The organism is Bacteroidia bacterium (assembly GCA_040880525.1).
In the GTDB taxonomy this organism is placed as follows: Bacteria; Bacteroidota; Bacteroidia; order CAILMK01; family JBBDIG01; genus JBBDIG01.
Genome location: JBBDIG010000028.1, coordinates 86,917 through 108,636, shown reverse-complemented (window position 1 = coordinate 108,636; position 21,720 = coordinate 86,917). Strand labels below are relative to the sequence as shown.

The window sequence follows — 21,720 nt, the reverse complement described above, 5'->3', positions numbered from 1 at the left end:
CTAATCAAATCCATGATCTGAAAGGAACTCTTTATAGAATTTCTTTCGTCTATTTTCTAAGATGTCCTTTTGATAATCTTTGGCGACATCAAAATTTCTCCTCGCTTGTTCAATTAGCCATTCCTGATCTATGGATGATATCCTTTGGGTAATCTGCTGAATTCTTCCCGGAGAGAAAATGCATCTATCATCCAACAATTCTGGAATACCAGCGGTCCTGGCACCTAAAGCGGGACAGGCTACACTCATAGCCTCAATCAATGCTCTTGGTAATCCTTCTTGTTTGCTGGGTTGAATATAAAGTTCAATATCCCGCAATTGATCAAATACTTCAGCATGTTTTAAGCTTCCCACAATTTCCACATCATTCGTAATACCCAGTTGTTGGGCAATTTCTTTTAACCGGGTTGGGTTGCCTTGCCCTATTATTTTATACCGGAGATGCCAACCCTCGTTATTGTTTAAATGGGCTATCACTTTAATGATATCGTCCTGGCCTTTATAAGGTACATCTATCGCTGCAATTGTAGCCACGACCATCTCTTTTACATTGCATCGGTGAATTCTTTCCAATCGTTGTATCAGGTCTGAATCATCCAAGGCATTTAGCTCTACATTTGAACAGGAAATCTGCTTACCCCGAGTAGGGTATCTCCTCTGTAAAAATTCTTTAGTAACATATATAACATAAGGTAAACCTTGCACAAGCTTTTGCATTTGCACCAACTTGAAATGTGCAATCAATTTCCCCTTCCAGTTATAATTCCAGTATCCATCAAAAGTACAGCCTACGAATTCCACCAGGTGGGGTTTATCAAATTTCTTTGCTGCCTCGATGGTAAGTCGTCCAATGGCTGAGGGCAATCGGGCTACCACCACGTCATTCTCCTTTACAGCGGCCTCTATTACTTTCTTTGCTTTCCTATGGTATTTGACCCACCTTCTAATCGATTTAAAATTGGGCACCTCAATAAATGAAAAGTTATCCGATAGGATAGGACTATAACGATGATTTCCTCCTTCCTCAAGAGATTCTAAACGCATTAAGAAAGTAACATGATCACCTAAACTTAAGTATCTGTTCTTGGTAGCTGCATCCACATACACGCCAAAATAGGCCCCATCAACATCTTGATACAAGTACCCATCAAATGCAAACAAAACCTTTCTCTTTGGTTTATCTATATACAGTTCCCTTTTGAACAATTCGAAGTTCTCTTTTCCGTCAAACCGATTGCGGGCATAGTCCAGGCAACGAAACAAATCACGTTTCGAAAGATCTTCCTTTAACTGTAATATCATTGCCGTAAATGCTCCATGATCAAGAGGTGATGGCATTTGTCCTGCTATTTCCTCCGGTAATACTTCTAGTATAGAGGGAATATTGGAAGTTAAGATGGGTATATCTGATACCATCGCTTCAATTAAAGCATTTGGCTGCCCTTCTGTCACCGAGGGAAAAAAGAACAAGTCGAAGCTCTTGTATAGCAAAGGAACATCCTCTACCAAGCCCATGGTAAAACTGATGGATGTGATCCCATACTCTTCCAGCTTCCTTTTAAAAAGGTCAGAATCCGTGTCTTTACCACAAAATAAAAAATGGATTTCCGGAAGGTGAAGTTTGATTTCAGCCGCCACTTTGAAGATCGTCTCATGATTCTTGGCAGGGGCATACCGACCCACATGACCAATGATAAATTTATCTAGCGGCAGTCCCAGTTGTTTCCGGGCTTCGTCCCTCGTAATTCCCCTGGAAAACATTTTGATATCCAGGCCATTTCTTATGATCTTAAACCGATTGTCCTTTAGCCAATAATCATTATAGAAATTACCAAGAGCAAACCGGCTATTTGATAGAATAGTAGTAGCATATCTGCGAATAAGACGGTTGGCTAACTTGTTATAACTGACTTTCAGATAACTTTCATGAAAGGCATTGGTGGACCTGCGGTGCCAGGCAATCCGGTGCTTAATTCCGGCTATACTTGCAATGGCTAATGGAACACCCCCAAAATTGCCATTAAACGTGCAGATTATATCAAAGCGATATTTTTTAAGTAAATCATAAAATTTATAAAATTTCATGATGTTTAAGTACCCGATAGATTGATAATGTATTCGACACCCTAAACTTGAAAACTCCTCATGCAGGTCGCCTTTAGTCTGGTTAAGTGATAAGACATGCCATTCAACAGACTCATTTCCATAAAAACGGATGAACCTAAGGGCGTAATTTTCTGTACCTCCCGCATGAAGAGTGGGCAATACAAACAAAACTCTCTGCTTCACTTTATTTAACAATCCTACTTTTACCTAAACAAACACTTCTAAATCTTCTCAGCCCTGTAAAAAAGAACGGTAATAAAATCATTTGGAATGATAATCAATTCCAAAACCAAAATAACCTCTCAGTAATTTTTGCTATCAACAAATTCTTGTGATTCAAACGAGTATATTTAAATCCCAAATCCTTATCAACCTTTAATGATTTTTTCAATCGAATCTTATTGCCTGCCAGCATGTGCTCAGAAGTAAATGGAGCTCTATCTAATATACCCGCAAAAGCAGGATCCAATTTTTCCAGTTTCTCAGGATCATTCAAATATTCTCTGTACCTTAATTTATTACTTTTTATGCCAATGCAAAAAATTTCGCACTGTAAGTGGGTAAGGAACCAACTTGCCCATGTTTTAATGGTGCTTCGGGCTGGATTATCCTCCTCTATCCCCGCCTTAATATCTTTCTTGGATGAACTTTTCGCAGAATTTAATACACCTGTAAAATTCCGGATCAGATGGATTACAGACAGTTCCGAGAACCTCCTCAATACTGCTATTCGGGTGGGTGATTTTGAGGAGTCAATAATTACCTCTGCACCTGATACTTCTTGAATAGCCTCAAAAAGAATTCTGGTTGCTTCGCAATAGCCAAGAAATTTTCTCCCTGGCCAAAACCTGTTTTTTAATGTAATAAAACTAGTAATGCTCCTTTCATATCGCAGCCGCAATGTCCGGTATTCCTGCCCTGACAGAGTACTCCGGTCTTTCCAAAGTTGCCATACCTCCTTCCAAAAAGGGCATTCCCCAATTTGCTTCCCACATGAACAATATTCTTCATGAATGGTGGGACGGGTTACAGAGCTTACTTCGCCAGCGCTAAAAAAGCCAGGCGCGGACCCCAGAACAATATCTAAAAGTGTAGACCCTGAATGACCGTTGCCCGTTATATACAGTATCTTAATCTCTCTTGTCTTCATTTACAGCCCTTAATAAAAGGTCCACCATCCAGCCTTGAGGATTGAATTTGTCATTGTGCCACCTGAGTTCAGAATCCCAGTAGCCCGGACAAGTGTCATACGCACCAGGTGCAAATCCATAGCTTATTTCCACTAAAAGTGGTTTGGCTTCACTCGTATACACATAGTCGAAGGCTACACACTGGGCTGCCATATCTTTGGTGATTTTAAATGAAAGGGCAACTGTTGCAAGGTCAAATAGGTCGCGCTCATATTGAATTTCACCACTCCCGGAAGCTCTGAAATCCCCTTGCCTCACCATGCGTTTCAAAGCAAACGCCCTTTCCCCTATCACCACCACTCTAATATCTGAATCATTGCCTGGGATAAAATCCTGAAAATACACATATCCCCTTTCTCTACCGCCTATTTTTGCAAAAGGTGGTTTATAACCCAGCCGTATGATGCCTTTGGCTACATCGGTTATTGTTGTTTTACCAAATCTCCATTTTCGCCAGCGCTCCATTAGGTTTCCTAATGCATTGTAATTGGAGAAACCGGAGCCAAATGCTTTTTTGATTAGGCGGAATGCTTCTGACCGATTCCTGGCCAACCGAACATTGGATGAGCCCGCCCCGCCCCGCAATTTAAAAACCTTTGGAAAATGTGTCTCCTCCGCCCAGGCCAATGCTGTTTTCTTTTCCACAAAAACATAAGAAGGTACTATAGGAGCACCCAATGCTTCCAGTAAATATTTCTGGGCCACTTTGTCATCAAAGTGCCATGCGGTACGGAAATCCGGGAAGACCCTAAACCCACTATGTTCCAGTGCATAGAGGATCTGTTTTGCAATCAGAATGTCTTTGGGATTTCCCTGGCTGTGGTGCCACATCAATGCATCGCAATCCTGAATTTGATGGATTATATCACTGGCATAGCAATCCACCAATTTAAAAGCTATATTATTTTGCCGGCAATACTCAGCCCAACGGGGATGAAAACCTGATGAACCGCTATGGATGGCTAATTTCATCTTGCAAGATGGCTTTTAAAATGTCGTGATGTGCCTCGCAGCGAATAAGATTAAGTAGATACTCTTTTTTTCGCCTGTTCCACAAACTCGGCATCCATCCCCGGTTTTGCATGGCCTGAATATAACGGCTCTTATGCGGCTCTATATAAGAAAGGTAATTCTTCTTATGCTTGCTGATCCATTGTTGAAATGAGGCATTTAATGCTTTATCACTTTGAATTACTTTATTTATCCTGGCGATTTCGTTGTTTCTCAGGTTTTGTTCCTCCAAATCGCAAAGCGTTAAACCTGGTTTTTCGTTACATTGATCAAAATGATGCATTTCAAAACCTATCTGATCATTTTTAAAAGTCAACATTACTGCTAATCCTTTATTCCAGATAGCGTGTTTGTGTACCTTATGATCAAATAGAAAATTGCCGGTTGAGTAAAATATTGGGGCACCCTGGAACACCTCAAACCCGCTGGTGCAATGGGGATGATGGTTCACCACCGCATTAGCACCGCACTCCACATAGAACCGGAACAGGTCCTTCATGCGCGGGCTGGGATATTGGTACATCTCATGGCCTCCGTGTGATATAACCAGTACATGATCGGCCTTTGCGGATGCCGCTTTTATATACCGGCTATTCAGAACGGGATCAACAGGATTTGCACCAGGGGAATCATTGTAGGTTGTGCTCCATTCATTTTCCGCAAAATTCAGCACGGCTAGTTTTTTCCCTTGGTCTTCATGGATATACCAGGCAGCCGCCTCATTGTGGCCCATGCCGGCCCCAATGTGATCCATATCTGCCGTGCCCAGGATTTCCAGCGTATCTTTCACGCCCACGCCACCATAATCCAGAATATGGTTATTTGCAAGGGTCGCCAAACCAAAACCTGCCCGCTTTAGGAAACCTGCCGCCTCATGGGAGCCTTTAAGGGCGGGGCCAGTTTTCCGTATTGGTTCAGTATGGTCTGTTAGGGGTGCTTCCAGATTGACGATGGCCAGATCGGAAGCTTCGATTAATTCGGAAAAGTTTCCCAATATCGCTGCCGGATCATCATTAAGGACTGCTTCCATGCGCAATCCCGGATAAAAGTCTCCTGTTGTCAGTACTTTCAACGTTCCTTGTTCCCGTTCATTAAATCGCCAAGTTGGTCAGAGGTCATGAATTCCACATCTGGCCAGGTGCTGAGAATTCTGATAAGCAGGGAATCAAACAAGCGCAAATTGGTTTCCCGGTTGGTGGGGTTAATGAACCCGATAAAATTTACCCGGTGTGTCTCTACTATGGCCGGTTTGTGCCATTTAAAGGCGCTTGCTATGCCTGCCATGGCAATATCCACCCAGTCCCTGGCAGGGTTTGAAGATGGTTCGAACTTCACATTGCGCACAAGGTAACGGGATCCTTGGCTGTTTTTCTGGCCCTGGTAATGTCGCTTCACTTTCACCTTTTCTTCATGGCTCGATGGTAACCGCTGGGTCATTGCACCCTGGAAATATTGAACACCCTGGCTTGCAGCACTTATTTCAATCTCATCATCCCATAGGTAGTTGGGCGCTATAAATGACCGGGAAGGATAGCCGAAAAAATCCCTGAACATCGTCAGGCCTTCCTTAACCACCTCCCCCCGATTGATGATGATTTCATCTTGACTGCCATCAAATGCCGCCAGGTAGCTGCCCCTTTTCATTTTGGAAATGTGCGCACTAATTCCGAACATACCTAGGTCGAAGGCGAGATGCGCTTCTGCCTCACCATTCCGTAAGTCCCGCATCCAGCGGGAAATGTTTAAATGCTCCCTTCCGTGGGATTGAGGATGGAATATCTTGTCTGCCATTCCTTTTTTCCAAAGGTCAAACGCTTGTGAATGCTCAGGATAGCTTTGAAGGGTGGCCTGCACCGGCTCAAAAAAATATTCCTGAAAGCCGCCTTCCCGTATTTTTTCAAAATCCGGATTGGCCACGAGGCTGTTGGCCGTTATCACCGGTGGCCTGCCATTCTTATCTTTATAATGAAGCAACAAATCAAAAAGCAATGTCAGATCCTGGGTACTCGCCAAGGCGTCATTGAGCATATAATGGCACTTATCAACTGCCACACCTTTTTTGCGTAAAGCATCAATTGCAGCGAGTGATTTGCTGCGGATGGCCCCCCAATCATCGCTTTCCAAAACAATGATCTTCCGGCTAGTGCGCCAGCCGGGGAGGTTAATTAGCTGTTGTTTGATTTTTCTCAGCACCAGATAATTCTAAAAACCGAGAAATTTTGTTATCGCCTTGCGAAGTGAGATATTCAGTTCGCTATCCAGCCAGGGAATAAAAGGTGCAGCGAGCATATAGGCACTGATGTAATAAAGAAGATCTGTAATACGATAGTAGACAAAAGGCACGAATACCAACATTGCAAACGTCAATATCCACTTTTGATAATACACCGTCTGCAACTTCTGGTTAAAATAGCCCCGGCCCCACATCAGCATTAGTGTGGCCAGTATAAAGACCCCTACCACTACATTGCTTCGATTGGCGACTGCGGATAGAAACCACATCGTATTGGCCAAGGCCTTGGTAAGCAATCCGATGGAAAATATACTGGCTTCGAGTCGGGTCATTTTGGAGAAGTAGGTCCCAAAGAGCATTAATGTAATTGCAACGAGTACCACCACCCAATCCTGTAATCCTGCCTTATAAAGCCTATAATGCCATGCTGTATTTTTTTTCCCGGTAATTTCAAATGTTCGCCCGAAGTCTTTTGCTTCTGTCTTGGAGTAGGAATCTACCATTGTCTCTCCTGTTTCAGTTTCCTTTAACCCCCTGGTGATGGTGCTGGGATTAAGAATGGTTGATATAAATGACATAAAAAAAATGACAGCAAAAATCCACTTTCGAACGCCTACAATCAGCACTATCCAGGCAGGGATAGCCATCATAAAATACCCCACATGAAACAACGGAGGCATAAACATTAAAAATAGATATTTCTTTTGTTTCGTTTGATAATAGCTGATGCAGGCATAAAAAAGCACCCACAACCCAGACCAGGTTCTCACGGTATTGATGCCCTCAATGTTTTTCCAAAGTATGAATACTACCGCAAGCCCAAAGAATAAGGCACTATGCTTAAACCTGGGAAAAATACTGAAAACACGGAACATCGAACCCACAAAAAAATATGCGTAGACAAAGGATACAAAAACAAAGAATAGTCCCGGAAGGCCGAGAATTCCACCCGTGAAATAGGACACAAACTGAATGTACAGATCCTCTTCCGTACCCGCAGTATTCTTAAACGTCATGGCACTCCATATCTCTGATAAAAACTGAGATAAGGTTAAGTCCATATAATGATCAGAAACGTTGTTCAAATGGTCCACCCCATCATTGGTTCCTGAAATGGTAATGATGGATCCATAAAAAGTGATGAAGACGATAAGCGTCCATCGCCTAAGCGAACGGCTTCCGGTCCGGAATGCGGTATAGAGGCTCCAGGCCGGGGATAAAAACATCAACATGATATGGGTAAATAGCCGCTGGGTCATGTTGTAGGCACTTTCTTTAATTCATCAAACAGACGGAGCCACACTTCGCCTACCCTGTCAATGGTAAATCGGCCTGCGTTGGTCAGTGCCGCCCGCTGCATGGTATGTAACGCCTCGCTGTCAGCAGCCAGGCGCACAGCCTGTGTTGCCATGTGCGTTGCATCAAAAGGTTTGCTCAGCAGCGCATCGTTGCCCTCTTTTACTATCCAGCCCAATACACCATAGCTGTCAAACGCCAGCACCGCACATCCGTAGGATTGCGCTTCAATAAGCGTATTGGGAAATCCCTCATAAGCAGAAGGCATCATGAAGATGGATGCTTTTTTATAATAGGGTTCCGGTTTTTGATAGCCTTCCATATCTACCCGTGGGAGGTTTCGTTTTTTGAGGTCCGCCTTCAGCGCATTCATATATGGGCCATCTCCCACAATCACAAATCGCCAATCCGGTAAACGGTCATGCGCGTGTTCCCAAAAATCCAGCAACAGGTCAGAACGTTTTTGCTGAATATTCAAGCGGCCCACATGCAATATGATCTTTTCCTTTTTTACGTCCCCGGAAAAAACCTCCGGTATGGAATTGGGGATGGCCAAAACCTTCTCTGACTTATAATTGCCCACAAAATGTTCCAACTCCTGCTGGTTGGGCGGAGCAAATAGGATGAAGCGATCGTGCGCATCGAGGATGCGCATGAGGTCCTTTCTGTGCTTTAGCCAATGTCGTTTTTGAATGATGCCGATCCCCAGGGAATTATCCAACAGTTTGAATAGTGGTGAAGGCAACATTTGCCCCATGTTTTCACGGGCATTGCTCTTAAAACTAAATAATGAATTCCGGAGACAACCCAACAGCACAAAACCCAAAGTCTGTTTATTTTGAGACAACACCTCCCGCAATTCTTTCTCATACGGCATCTGGTTAATCACGATATCCGGCTGCCACTTGTGCAGCACTTCTTTCAAATCCCGGATATTCTTAGGGTTTTTATTGCGGCCATTTTCAGGGGCACTGAACAGTACTCCGTATTCTACTTCCACATGCCCCTTATCCGACAGAGAGTAATACGCCACGCTCAACCCCTGCTCCGAAAAGTATTTTCCAAGCTTATAGGTAGTTCGCTGTACGCCACCCGCATTGGGATCAAAAGCCGGGGTTAAGGTAAATAGTATTCTCATTGTTTGTAAAAGTCCAGGGTATTTGTACTATAAACAGTGTAAATTCCGGAATTCCAGAAATAATTGTCATTCCCGCGAAGCCGGGAATCTCCGGCTGTAAAAGCAGCCACATAACCCTCATCAGGGCTTAATGCGCAGGAGATTCCTGATATTCCGCTATCGCGAAATTCAGGAATGACAGTTTGTGTGAATTTCAAGATTTTATCCCGTTTGCGGTATTTATTTTCCTATAGAGCAGTAAACAGCTTAAGCACCCCGGATTTTATTTTTGCGAGCATGGGCCTAAGCCGTGCATTAAAATAAAGCTTTTGCCTGAATGACATTGTGCGACTCTGCTTTTGCAGTTTTACCCATGCTTCCGTCTGTATCAGCGAGAAGCTAAGCGAGTATTCAGTCAGATCTATTTGTGCTGCCTTCATTGGTATTTTTAGTTGCTCTGCTTCGGGCAACAACCTATTGCAATGCTCCCAAACCAGTACATTGCCTGAAATGAAATTTTGAATGGTGCGTTTGTAAAAATTCTTCAGGAACCGGTCATCGGATTTTTCGGCAACAGGAATCTTCAGCATTCGCTCATAAAAAATGTTGGCCATATCAGGATCCTGTTGCCTGATTTGCCGTAAAACCTCAAGCTCTGACAAAGAAAGCGATGGATTCACCCTGGTATCATCAAGGCTATCGGGTTTTGTCATGTTCAGCCAATCCTTAAAAAACACACTTGCCAGTTCATCCCCATTTTCCTTATACTTTCTGACTGTGAGTTTATGCGCGCCTAACTGCTTAAATAATCCTGACAAATGTTGCGGAAGGTAATACCCTGCCTGAAGCCATTTTTCCAGCGGTGGGCTGTTTCCCCGCTTAGCCCGATGCTTATATAGCGAAAGTGCCTGATCTACCGGATCGCGTAAAACCAAAAGAAAATGGATTACTTCTATCCCCAGGTCTTTATACAGCTTTTCAAAGCGGCTTAGCTTTCCTTCTCCAGACAAGCCCTTAACCAGCGTTTCATTGGTCAAAAGCATCTTGTTCAGATTGGCATTGCGCGCTTGTTCCATTCGCGTTTTCAACCAACTGGAAACCTCCTTCCAATCTTCCTGCTCTATTAGGTTACTTAGCACAGCGGCATTGCCCGGAGAAATGCGCCCGGACAGCATATCTTTTTCGCGTTTTCCGGCATGGGGAAAATAATAGCCAGACGATTCCAGCAACATGCGATTTTGAGCAAACAAGGTCTGCACATAAGAGCTTCCTGTTTTTTCCGTTCCAATATGGATATATAGCTCCACCTAATAATTGTCAAACAAATATTGAGATACTGAATTGGCATTCATCTTAGCAGCATCAATTTTATAACTGAGCTTAAATAGAGGCGTAGCCGTTGAATCAATAAATTTTCGTCCTTCTTCCGTCAGCGGTTTTACCATCCCCAATCTTTGAATTTTATGGGCCTCTCCTGCATTTATCTTTCTGGTCATTGCCCAGATTTTAGCGCATTGCTTATCCACCTTCACGAGCCAGTAAAAATCATAATGAAAAATGAGGTATGGATATATTCTCAGGATTTTGGTAAATAATGGTGTGAGCCAGATGAGAGGCAAAACTTCGTTCCGGTTAATTACCCTGCAAAGAAAAGGCACCCACTTGCGTTGCCTTTCTGATTTATGATTAAAATCATTTTTGTCCCAGTATGCACAGCGCCTCTCGTAAAGTCGCTTTATGAGATAATTTCCTTTGGCTCCGGCTACGAACCAATTCGAGATAATCCGGTCCCGGCCCGGCTTATAAAACATGAAGAATCCGCCCGGTGCACTATCAAACAGCCAGCTTTCCAGCGGTTTCAGGCAATAACAGGTAGCATCCACCCATACCCCACCACGTTCAAGCACCAGCTTTAACCGGATAAGGTTCGCTTTCTTCTGAATGGGCAACCGCTCAAAAACCGATTCGCGCATATCCACCGGCCCAATAAAATCATAAAGGTTGTTGTTGTCCAGCAGATTAACCTCCCATCCGGGGTTTTTCTGCTTCCAGGATGCCACACAACGTTTAATAATGAAGGGTGCATCTTCAAAACCGGTGGCCCAATAAATCCAAATGATTTTTGGGATACCCATGTTTACTTAATAATAAACCTCTTGAAATTTTTGCTCAAAAAAGTCCAAAAATTTGCCAACCCCCATTTGCATAATACCTTCTAAGCGACCATCCGCGGTAAAAATTCCATTTTCATATAGCCCCTGCATTACCTTGTACTGCGTTATCAAATCGTGATTAATAAAATGATCAAATACAACCTTCCAATCTGTCTGTTGTATTCCCCCATATCCCTTATCAAAATTAAGTGAAGTATATAAATCCACACCAAATACCTTTAATTCCTGCGGTTTAAAAAACGCAATATCAATTATCATCCTCGGTATCATGTTCAATCCACCGTTTAACGTATACGCATTGTAATCATCCAGCTTCCTGTAATGGCTGCGCAAACCGCTCTGTGCAAATGCCTGTTTGCCTCGCTTACCTACTATAAATGTCGGACAGCTTTTACAAGCACCTTTGAAGTCATTCAAAGCTGCTTCTCGCTTACGGGTGTAATACACAATGTCAGGTATTCTTTTGCTATTTTCTTGCTCCTGAACAAAATATTCCAAATCATTTAGCTTCGCAAGTAACTCAAATTCTGCTAATTCATTTTCTTCCTGAGCGCTTAACTTTAAGGGACCTACAATTGCTAATTTTTTATTTTTAACCAAATCAAGAAATTTCTGATCCTCTTCATCCACAGGTGAATAATCACATGTTTTTAGTACCTGCTGAAACTTTGGATTAAAGACACTTATACCACACGCACTTCTCATCAACCTTGTCCATTTCAAAAAAGGAATAATTGAATCAAGTTCTTTTCTTTCAATTTTTTTCCCAATAATTAGATCCGCTATAAGCCATTTATCTATTCTCCCTTCATAGTCTTCTATTCGCAACATGGCTATTTCACGTAGTAGCAAAGCAATGTGATACCTTCCTAATGCAATAAATAATGAACTTAATGCCAACCACTCCGGAGCATCTACTAGCCTACGATCAATAGATTCAATTAATTCCTTAATCCGGTCAAATTTTCTTTCACGTATACTCTCAAATATTTCTCCTGGTAAACTCCGAATGTCAAGATCATGTTCTTTGAACCCGGCAATTATGCTTTTCAGATAATCCCCTTCACTTCCGTCAATTATCTGTATCCACGTGCCGGCTTGTAACCTTCTATTAGCAACGTGATATGTTCTATAGATCGTTTTGTAGTTCATTGCTGGAATAATCTTCCCTTCATCGTGCCCTTCAGCCGGTTTATACTACACCTTCAAATTATCCTTTGGGTGCATGGTTTTAGACCAATTCATTGGTGAGGTCGCGTCACTTGGATGTCCTTCTACTCCATTTCCCGTTTCTACCCAATGCGCCAAACGATGCTCCAAAAGCCCGGTTTGTCCAATAGTAATGAGCAACTTCTTCAAAGTTGTGCTATCAACTTTCACATCACTCAATTCATAATTATGCAGCTTCATCGCATCACCCAAAATACTTTCAGCAAAACATAATTCTAAATCTGTAAGCTTGCTCCGCCAGCGATCAATAGGCTCCCTGGAAAAGTTATTTACATTGCGATAAGAAGTATTAGCACTCCAGGGATTCCCTTCATGATCCTTAAATTTCTTGCTATTCGTCATTTCATTGTAATACTCAAGTCCAAGAAAATCACACATCTCCCGTGCCCAGGCATCTGGATCTTCCACTAACTTCTCAAAGTATACAATCCTAAAGCGATCGGAAGAAAGGGTTTTTCCTATTGTAGCACTCCATTGCAGTGCGTTAAGGGTGGCAAAAATAGCATCAAGATAACGTTCACCCTTCTCAATGGTAAAGTCCCGAAAAGAAGCCAGCACACTTCGAGGATCCCGGATTATCATTATTGCCTTAGAATCTTCAAACATCTGTAAAAACAATGGTATATTGCTCCATTGCATTAAGCTTTTCTCCCCCCAAATCACATTACTTTTACCCGCGCAAAATGTTTCCCTCATCAAAACCTCATATACAATTTTTAAAGAAATTGAGTGCTCATCTTTAAGCTTTGACAAAATGGTGGATGCGGGTACATTTATGTTAAATCGCTTTTCCAGCCTTTCTGCACAATCATTTATTACAAAACCATAATCATCTTGAATAGTAGCAGCGTACTTAAGATAATAACGGAAAAAATTTACCGTATCATGCGTGAGGCATATATCAGGGTGGGCATTTAATATTTTAACTGGTAAAGTTGTACCACTACGATATACTCCAGAAATAAAAAGTGGGGACTTCTTGGTCATAATAAATTTTCTTTTTCAATATCCATAATACTTACGTGAGGATAACCTCTTACGTCATTTGTAGCTACACCAATTTTTTTAATTTGATCCAGATTAATTGTTTGGTAATCAAAGGTGTAGTGCCAAGATACAAAAGGCTCTTCAAAATCAAAATTATCGTGCAAAAATCTGCCGTCTTTTGTTTCAATAGCCAAAAATGGCTGCGGACCGAAAATCCTTTCCTTCGCCCTAACCTTTAATATTCGCTGGTTTCTATTTCTGCCATTAACTATTACGACATCTAATAAATCCCGCGGTGGTTTCCTGTAATCTCCAAAAATCATATAATTAAAAGCTTCACGAGCTTCTGAATATTTGAACTTCACATCAGGATAGTCGTTGCTTACATTATTTAAAATGCTTCTAACAGCATCAACATCCGGAGCCATATTTCGAAAGTCATGGTTTGTCAACCCCACAAGTGCTTGGCCTTTCTGTTGAGCCTCATCAAAAGCCTGTCGAATATCCTCTTCTCTTAACAATCTTAGTCTACTACCTACATTCAGGCATCTTCCAATATGCCTGCGGCAAGACCCTGGAACTTGATAATCATCATGGCTGGGATTATAAACCTGCCAATCTTTAGGGGCTCTTCTCCAGTCTCCAAAACGACCACCGCCCAGATCATCTTGCTCACCACCCTCACTATGAGCCTGATTGGAGAGATCGAATGGAATCCATTGCTCCAGAAGCCAATGGCTATCAGGTCTCTCAGTATGGAACCCTGCACGATTAACTGATGGGAACCAATTACGTTCAAGGATCCTGCGAGTAATGATTTCTAAAAATCTATTATCATTAATATAAGAAGTTGCACTAATATGGGATGCCCCGCTATGATGGGCGGGATGAAAATGCCAATGTATGTTATCATTCCAATTATTACGTGCGATCAGATCCTTATAGTGATCAAATATGTTATGAAAACCAATATCTTTTCTACGAGGATTTATGGAGTATCCCACATGATCCACACAGTGCCAATTATAAATCCAACCATTTCCAAAACTGTCGGGAACTTTCATTCTAAAGCTTTCACTCCCAATGTGTTCCAGCATTTCATCAACCTTTCCATAATCATCCAGGAATGAAAGTTGGCCTGAAGAAAACATTTGATAAAGCTGTTCCTCTTTACCGGAAAAATTAAGTTCTCTTTGCTGTATTTTTCGTAAATTCTCTTTCGTGGCCTCAAGCTCTAATCCGAAGATATCTTTTATTCGTTTAAAGGTTGATGACAGACTCTCATACAGTGGACCTTCAGTATCCACTGAATGAACAATATGAACAATTTTTTCCTTACTCATCACCATTAATTTATTATACTCAATTCAATTTTAACTTTTGTAGTAGGAATTTGATTGATTGTACCGCAGCCTCCTGATTAAGATTGATAATAAATATTTTGGATTTTACCCTGCATCTATAAACCCACTTTTCATAAGGCACTCGGCAATATGCCAATCTAGGGGGGTGTCCAGATCAAGGGAGTAATATGGGTCCATCAGATATTTGCGTACTCTATCAAATCTTATCATCGTTCTGTTTCGGAGCGCGGCAATATTGATCACGTACACCGCTCCATTGAATTGATACACCTCGGGAATATCCTGTCTGCGTGTATTGTCAGCTTCTTTAAATTTTTGTAGCCAGCCGAAATCATCCTCCTCGCGCAGGTTGTAATAGGGATTGCCATCAGCCACTTTTACGGACACCACCATTTCACAATCAGTTGAAAAGAGGTCCATTGCTTCCTTGACATGCCGGGCCTGCCGGAAGGGCGAGGTCGGCTGCAGCAGGATAAGTCGCGAGGGATCCATGCCTTGTTCTTCGGCTCGCGCCAGGGCATGCAGCAAAACTTCATAGCTACCCGCGCTGTCTGTAGCCAGAGCAGACGGTCGCAAAAAAGGCACGTCCAGGCCGGTTTGTTCCGCCACATCCCTTATGGCCGGGCTATCAGTAGACACCAATATTTGTTCATCGGCAAATACTTCCCTGGCCACTTCAATACTGTAATGGATCAAGGGCTTCCCATTCAGCATCTTGATGTTTTTTCCCGGTATTCCCTTGCTTCCCCCCCGTGCGGGAATCACTACCAGATCATTCAAAACTGTAGATGTTTTATATCCTCCTGAGCTTTCTTAAAATCTTCAGGCTTCCCAATGTCCAGCCAATACTGCCGCAATGGATATGAAATTACCCTTTTACCCTGCTGAATTAATGCTTGCATTAAATCAGTGCTATTATAAAAAGTTTCAGGTGGTATTAATTCCAGGCTTTTTCGCTTTACAAGATAAATTCCTGCGTTTGAATAGTATGTGTAGGTTGGTTTCTCTTTAAAAGAAATAACATGATTGTTTGTGGTTTCCATTACTGCATAAGGCACATCCACCGCATAAGGAATGGTTGCAACAGCAAAGTCAGCATCCTGATTTTGAAATTCTAAAAAGAAATCTTCATAATCTATGGTGGTGAGTAAATCAGAATTTGTGATTAACACACAATCATGTTTAAAATCTTTGATCTTACTCACGGCACCAATGGTTCCCATTGGTGCATCCTCCCAAATATATTCGATGTTTATGCCCCGCAATTGCCCATTGCCATAGTGCTCCTGTATCTGCTCCCCTAAATAATTAAGGCTTAACCAAAAATCGTCCACGCCATATTGGCTAAGGCGATCTAACTGATAATCCATGATGGGCTTATCGCCAATTTTCAACAAAGGCTTGGGTGTTTTTTCAGTGAGCGGTAGCAGGCGTTTTCCCTTTCCTCCGGCCATTATTACGGCATCCAGCGGAAGGTATGACTTTAAATACCCGAAATTCACAACATTCACAATTTCACGGTTGCCATTCAGCACCGGCACTACTTTCAGATTACGCTCCCGAAGTTTGATTATATCCTCGAGGGTATAATCTTCCTTGTGAATAAACCTGGGGTTAGCCTGTGTGAATTCTTCTACCTTGCTCTCCGTAGTTAATCCTTTTATTAATCCGCGCCTCACATCACCATCGGTAAGTGATCCCTTCAATTGCCGTTGCTCATTTACCACAAACAAAATGGCATCCCTGGCCAGCTCATTAAGCTTTTTCAGGCCCTCTCTAATCGGAGTTCCTTCAAGTATCAGGTGGTCTTTATAGTTTCTCACACGGATTTACTTTCAAGATTGAATGGCGCTGAACATTTAGACGCGATCATAAATCGTAAAATTGCTTTTTTAAAATACCATCGAGCGGAAATGATTTTAATATCTCCTTTATTTTAAGGGAAGCGCCACCGGTACCATAAGGATTCTCCACATCTTTAATGCGCTGCCGGAATTCATTACTGAATGCCTTCTGCAAGGCAGCTTGAATGCGCTCCGTGGCAGGCTCGCAATCTATTACGGTTTCGGCTTTGATCCTTCCTTTTTGCCTGTCGCCTATGTTTATGGTGGGTACTTTGAAACTTGGGGCCTCTATAAGTCCGCTGGATGAATTGCCCAGCACCACGTCAACATGCTTTAGCGCAGACAGATAGCGCAACTGCCCTAAAGAGGTAAATGCCCTGGCCCTGTCGCCTTGCCTGGCAACAAAGCTATTTATCATCCCGATGATGATCCTGCCATCAGTATCCGCATTGGGCATGGTAAATATTAAATGCACATCAGGAAATAACGCCAATGCCTCCAGCAATTCCCCGAATTGTGTTTCGGCTGTCTTTTCTTCCAGCGTTACCGGATGAAAAGTGATCAGAATGTTTTTTTCAGCCAGCTTAAAGTCAATTGACTTTTCAAAATCTGTCCGGCTCAGCAAGGCCATCCGTTCTATATTATCCAAACCCGGAGTGCCGGTATGAAAAACCCTTTCCGGTTGTTCACCCAACTGTATTACCCTTTTTGCATAGGCTTTGGTGGCGGTAAAGTGCAGGTGCGCCATTTTGGTGATGGAGTGCCTGATTGACTCATCAATAACGCCTTCGGTGGTTTCGCCACCATGAATATGCCCCACCGGGATTCTGGCGATCATGGCAGCCGTTACGGCCGCAAAGATTTCAAATCGGTCGCCCAGCACCACGACAATATCCGGCTTCAGTTCATCATAAGCCTCAGCAAAGGAAATCATCCCTAGCCCCATTGACTTGGAAATACCAACAGATGAATCTGACGAGAGCAGTACTTCTATTTTCTTTGAAATTTTAAAACCTCTTTCTTCGATGGCTTTATAGGTCAGGCCGAATTCCGGGGACAAGTGCATCCCGGTGGCTATGACCTGCAACTCCAGCTCATCATCCTCCCGAATATCATGCAGGAGCCATTGCATTAATCCGAACTCTGCACGGGTACCTGTTACCACGCATATTTTGCGTTTGCTCAAACCAGGTCCTCCCATCTCAGTTTTTCAAATGCCTTAATTTCTTTATTTACCTTTTTTCCCATCACCGTTTCCCATTCCATTGGGCTTATGCCATCACCCGGACGGAGCGGGATAATATTTTTTTCGGATATACTTTCCCCAGCCTTAATATCTGTTTTGAGGTGAATGCTTTTCCTTACAATATCCCTGTTTTTGCCTTCGCTCTTGCTTGGCTCCTTCAGGCCGCTTCCGGAAATGGCCTTTTCTATATTCCTGATGGCCGAGACCATTTCCTTTAACTCATCAGGCTCAAGCGAAGCCCTGTGATCAGGGCCGGGTAAATTGCGGTCAAGCGTAAAGTGCTTTTCGATGACTGTAGCGCCCAATGCAACTGCAGCAATCGGCACTTCAATTCCGAGCGTATGATCTGAATATCCAATCTTTACCCCCAGGGCTTCTCCTATTGCGTTCATGGCTTTAAGATTTACATCCTCCATTGGGGTGGGATATTCCGTGTTGCAATGCAGCACCGTAATATCTGATCTGGTTAATCCATTTGCCGTTAAAACATTAAGTGCTTCCTCTATTTCCTGCAAGCCCGCCATGCCGGTAGACAGGATAACCGGTTTTGCAAACGCTGCCAGTTTTTTTAAATAAGGATAGTTGGTAATCTCCCCACTGGGAACTTTAAAGTGTTGAAAGCCTATTGAATGCAGATAATCCAACCCCGCTGTGTCAAAGGCTGTAGAAAAAAACCCTACGCCCCTTGCCGTGCTATACGCGATAAGTTCAGTATGATCAGCCTCCGATAACTCCAGTGATTTGAGCATTGCATATTGCGAAGCGTCAGCACCCCCGGTGTTTTCCTTTTGGTAGGAGGCCTTCAATGCCTGCTTGCTCACAATGGTATCGGCTTTAAAGGTTTGGAATTTTACCAGGTCAACTCCGGCATCAGCCCCCACATCAATAAGCTGTTTAGCAATAGCTAAATTCCCATTGTGGTTTACCCCTGCTTCCGCTATGATTAGTACTTTATCGCTCATTGCTCTCCTTCGCGGGATTTCCTATTACCAACTTATTTTGGGCTACATCTTTTATCACTACGGATCCAGCCCCTACCACAGCGCCATTCTCAATTTTAACACCTTGCTTAATCACAGCATTGGCGCCAATAAAGGCCTGCTCCCCTACTGTTACATTTCCCGCCAGCACGGCTCCAGGCGCAATATGCGATCCTGCACCAATGGTACATTCATGGTCAATGCTGGCTGAGGTGTTTATGATTACATCCATTCCTATTTTACAAAAAGGATTAATGGCGGCATTCCGCGCCACGAAAGTGCCTTCTCCAATTTCGCTAAAAGAAGAGACGCTGCTTGCCGGATGGATAAGTGATAGGCAGCTAAAACCTTTCGAACGAATGTAGTTGCCCACTTTTGAACGGATGAGGTTATTTCCAATACCCAGGATAAACACAGCTTCTTCAGCCCAACCTTTAAACTCCATTGACGCCTCGTCACCCCAATAACTCAGGTTATAAGGATTGTGCGTTAATGCGCTTTTATCGGCATAAGCAATTAAGTTCATTTTTAACAGCATTGCGGCTTCTGCTACTACAAGCCCATGTCCCGCATAACCTAAAAGACAGCACTGCTTAGTCTTCTCTGGCACTACTGGGGATATTTACAATTCGTTCTTCCAGGTATTCCGCATTCTTCTCATCATCACGTTGGCAATGCTTATACATCGGCAGGCGATACATTAATTGCCATACCGGACGGGTCATTATGCCATTTGCGTTTGTCGTTTCTAAAAATGCATCCCGTTGTTTTCTGTCTTCCAGTTCCACGCTCATCAACCAATAATTCCAGCCAGTGCCTTCGGGAATGGGCGTTAGGCGTATATCGTAGTTATTAAAGAAACCGGTGTACCCCTCGTAAACCGCTCTTTTGGAATCCTTCAGCGCATCCAACTGCTCAAGTTGGGCACAAAGCAGAGCCGCGTTGATATTGGGCATTCTGTAATTGTAACCCAATTCATCATGCACATAATCCCATGTGTGAGGGACTTTCGCTGTGGTGGTTAGGTATTTTGCTTTTTCTGCCCATTGTGCGTCATTGGAAACCAATGCTCCACCACCACCTGCTGTAATAATTTTATTGCCATTAAAACTAAAGATTCCCATCCTGCCGAAGCCGCCTGCCGGTTTTCCATTATACGTGCTTCCCAGGGCCTCCGCAGCATCTTCCACCACAGGAATATCCCATTGGCTGCATATATTTACGATTTCCTCAATCCGGCACATAAAGCCGAAGGTGTGCATGGGCAGGCAGGCTGCAATGCGCTTCCCGGTTGATTTGTTGAACGTGCCGTTATCCCTTTTCTCTCCATACGTTTCAAGAAAATCTTCGAGGGCCGTGGCTGACATCCCCATGGTGTCCCGATCCACATCCACAAAAACGGGCTGCGCATAATTATAGGCAATGGCATTGGCGGTGGCCACAAACGTGAGTGCCTGGGTAATGACTTCCTCACCCGGTTGTACCCCTGCTATGCGCAAGGCCACCTGCAGGGCGGCTGTGCCATTAACTACAGCAGCAGCCTTTGCTGTTCCCGTAAGCGTAGCCATTTCTTCCTCGAAACGATTGACATAAGCGCCAACCGAAGAAACAAAAGTGGACGCAATGGTATCCAGGAGATATTCCTTTTCCTTTCCCCAAAACCGGGGAATATGCAACGGAACAAACGCAGGATTGCCGTAGAGGTCCTTTATAAAATCAATGGTAGATTTAAATTCCTTTCCCATTACATTTTGCCGTCCAGGTATTTTCCTGTTTCCAGATGGCCGAACCCGGGGATCATTACATGGAAAAGCTCCACGATCTCCTCCTTCGTCCAACTTCCCTTATTTTTCATCTGGTCAATCCGCTCTTCGAAATACCGGAGTTTTTCACCATCAAAATCAAACGCATTCTTAATGATACCTATGCTTTCAAACCGCTCCATGTCCAGCACTTCATTTTCGGTGTAGAATTCCTCGAAATCCTTTTCCCCGGTCGTATCGCTTTTGGTAAAGAGGCACGGCCATTTGCCCTGCTGAGGCAGGGTTGCCACCATTGCACGGGCTTCATCCTCATCGGTACATTCATAAGCTTCAAATCCCGATGCTTTCAGAAAGCGCTTTGCGATCTCTGAGAATGTAATGAGATGCAACGCCTCACTTAACTTGGGAAAGAAAATATCCCGGTTTTCGCCCAACAGGCAGGACATTAAACATAGCTCTCCCGACTCCTGGGGCGTAACGAAATAGCGCTTTACGTCATTTGGGGCCACAATAGGTTGCTGTTTCAGGATGCGCTGGTTGAAGCCGTGCAGCAGCGATCCATCAGAAAAAGCAACATTGGCAAAACGTGCGGTGGAAATGTCAATGTCCACGCTCCTTCTCATCAGGAACATTTCCATGATCCGCTTTGAGGCACCCATCATATTTACGGGATTGGCCGCCTTATCCGTGGAGACACAAAAGTATTTTTTCGTTCCCGCTGCAATGGCCTGTTGCAGGGTTTTATCCGTATTGAGAATATTCACCTCAATCATCCGCATCAGCGTAAAAGGATCTTTTTCGCTGCGAACATGCTTTAATGCTGACAGATTGAGGATATAATCATAATCGCCATCAGCGTTAAAAAAAGCATCGTATTGCCAGGAGCCAATATCAAGTGCAAAAGTTTTGAACTCCCCGTCAATATAGCCCAGTGAACTGCGAATATCCCGCACCAGTTCCACCATGTTATTTTCGCTGATGTCAACAACATGAAGCTTCCGCGGATTTCGCTTGAATATTTCTTTTACCACCGCCTGGCCGATGGAGCCAGCACCACCAATAACGAGGAAATTGGTATCGCCTACTTTTTCAGTTAATGCTTTATCAAAAGCCTTAACATCTTCATCAAGCAAACCACTGTTTCTTTTAATTAAGCTTAGAATATTCATTTACCCGGTA

20 protein-coding genes are annotated in these 21,720 nt (G+C 43.3%); all 20 read right to left on the bottom strand.

What is annotated here, in order from left to right; all coding sequences use genetic code 11:
* The gene (locus tag WD077_08475) at positions 1-2,301 is read right to left on the bottom strand and encodes a glycosyltransferase (protein ID MEX0967260.1); all 2,301 of its coding nucleotides are present in this window, start codon (positions 2,299-2,301) and stop codon (positions 1-3) included.
* Positions 2,302-2,383: 82 nt separating this feature from the next.
* Entirely contained in the window at positions 2,384-3,007 is a 624-nt protein-coding gene (locus WD077_08470) for a hypothetical protein (protein MEX0967259.1), read from the bottom strand.
* A gap of 229 nt (positions 3,008-3,236) precedes the next feature.
* Positions 3,237-4,268, bottom strand: a complete 1,032-nt coding sequence (locus WD077_08465; protein MEX0967258.1) for a hypothetical protein — start codon at positions 4,266-4,268, stop codon at positions 3,237-3,239.
* Positions 4,249-5,379, bottom strand: coding sequence for a CapA family protein (locus WD077_08460; GenBank protein ID MEX0967257.1), 1,131 nt, complete (start codon positions 5,377-5,379; stop codon positions 4,249-4,251). Before WD077_08460 ends, WD077_08465 begins: the two co-directional genes overlap by 20 nt.
* Entirely contained in the window at positions 5,376-6,500 is a 1,125-nt protein-coding gene (locus WD077_08455; GenBank protein ID MEX0967256.1) for a hypothetical protein, read from the bottom strand. Before WD077_08455 ends, WD077_08460 begins: the two co-directional genes overlap by 4 nt.
* A gap of 9 nt (positions 6,501-6,509) precedes the next feature.
* Complete coding sequence (locus WD077_08450; protein ID MEX0967255.1) at positions 6,510-7,799, bottom strand: hypothetical protein; 1,290 nt, start codon at positions 7,797-7,799, stop codon at positions 6,510-6,512.
* Positions 7,796-8,974, bottom strand: coding sequence for a glycosyltransferase (locus WD077_08445; protein MEX0967254.1), 1,179 nt, complete (start codon positions 8,972-8,974; stop codon positions 7,796-7,798). Before WD077_08445 ends, WD077_08450 begins: the two co-directional genes overlap by 4 nt.
* Positions 8,971-9,171 (bottom strand): hypothetical protein, encoded by a 201-nt coding sequence (locus WD077_08440; GenBank protein MEX0967253.1) that lies wholly within the window; start codon positions 9,169-9,171, stop codon positions 8,971-8,973. Before WD077_08440 ends, WD077_08445 begins: the two co-directional genes overlap by 4 nt.
* A 30-nt stretch (positions 9,172-9,201) precedes the next feature.
* Positions 9,202-10,260 (bottom strand): hypothetical protein, encoded by a 1,059-nt coding sequence (locus tag WD077_08435; GenBank protein MEX0967252.1) that lies wholly within the window; start codon positions 10,258-10,260, stop codon positions 9,202-9,204.
* On the bottom strand, positions 10,261-11,088 hold the full coding sequence (locus WD077_08430) for a capsular polysaccharide synthesis protein (protein ID MEX0967251.1): 828 nt from the start codon (positions 11,086-11,088) through the stop codon (positions 10,261-10,263).
* Positions 11,089-11,094: 6 nt separating this feature from the next.
* Positions 11,095-12,279: a hypothetical protein gene (locus tag WD077_08425; GenBank protein ID MEX0967250.1), complete on the bottom strand. Its 1,185-nt coding sequence runs from the start codon at positions 12,277-12,279 to the stop codon at positions 11,095-11,097.
* Positions 12,280-12,324: 45 nt separating this feature from the next.
* Positions 12,325-13,344 carry a sulfotransferase gene (locus tag WD077_08420; protein ID MEX0967249.1) on the bottom strand — a complete coding sequence of 340 codons (1,020 nt, stop codon included), beginning with the start codon at positions 13,342-13,344 and terminating at the stop codon, positions 12,325-12,327.
* A complete protein-coding gene (locus WD077_08415; protein MEX0967248.1) occupies positions 13,341-14,687 on the bottom strand; it encodes a hypothetical protein in 1,347 nt (448 codons plus the stop codon). Before WD077_08415 ends, WD077_08420 begins: the two co-directional genes overlap by 4 nt.
* A gap of 105 nt (positions 14,688-14,792) precedes the next feature.
* On the bottom strand, positions 14,793-15,488 hold the full coding sequence (locus WD077_08410; protein ID MEX0967247.1) for an acylneuraminate cytidylyltransferase family protein: 696 nt from the start codon (positions 15,486-15,488) through the stop codon (positions 14,793-14,795).
* Positions 15,485-16,531, bottom strand: coding sequence for a nucleotidyltransferase family protein (locus WD077_08405; GenBank protein MEX0967246.1), 1,047 nt, complete (start codon positions 16,529-16,531; stop codon positions 15,485-15,487). The genes WD077_08410 and WD077_08405 overlap by 4 nt, the downstream gene beginning before the upstream one ends.
* Positions 16,532-16,577: 46 nt before the next feature.
* Positions 16,578-17,753: a UDP-N-acetylglucosamine 2-epimerase gene (gene neuC, locus WD077_08400; protein ID MEX0967245.1), complete on the bottom strand. Its 1,176-nt coding sequence runs from the start codon at positions 17,751-17,753 to the stop codon at positions 16,578-16,580.
* On the bottom strand, positions 17,735-18,760 hold the full coding sequence (gene neuB / locus WD077_08395; protein ID MEX0967244.1) for an N-acetylneuraminate synthase: 1,026 nt from the start codon (positions 18,758-18,760) through the stop codon (positions 17,735-17,737). Before neuB ends, neuC begins: the two co-directional genes overlap by 19 nt.
* Positions 18,750-19,388 carry an acetyltransferase gene (locus WD077_08390; protein ID MEX0967243.1) on the bottom strand — a complete coding sequence of 213 codons (639 nt, stop codon included), beginning with the start codon at positions 19,386-19,388 and terminating at the stop codon, positions 18,750-18,752. The genes neuB and WD077_08390 overlap by 11 nt, the downstream gene beginning before the upstream one ends.
* The gene (locus WD077_08385) at positions 19,372-20,523 is read right to left on the bottom strand and encodes a LegC family aminotransferase (protein MEX0967242.1); all 1,152 of its coding nucleotides are present in this window, start codon (positions 20,521-20,523) and stop codon (positions 19,372-19,374) included. Before WD077_08385 ends, WD077_08390 begins: the two co-directional genes overlap by 17 nt.
* The gene (locus WD077_08380; protein MEX0967241.1) at positions 20,523-21,710 is read right to left on the bottom strand and encodes a UDP-N-acetylglucosamine 4,6-dehydratase; all 1,188 of its coding nucleotides are present in this window, start codon (positions 21,708-21,710) and stop codon (positions 20,523-20,525) included. The genes WD077_08385 and WD077_08380 overlap by 1 nt, the downstream gene beginning before the upstream one ends.
* Positions 21,711-21,720: the final 10 nt, after the last annotated feature.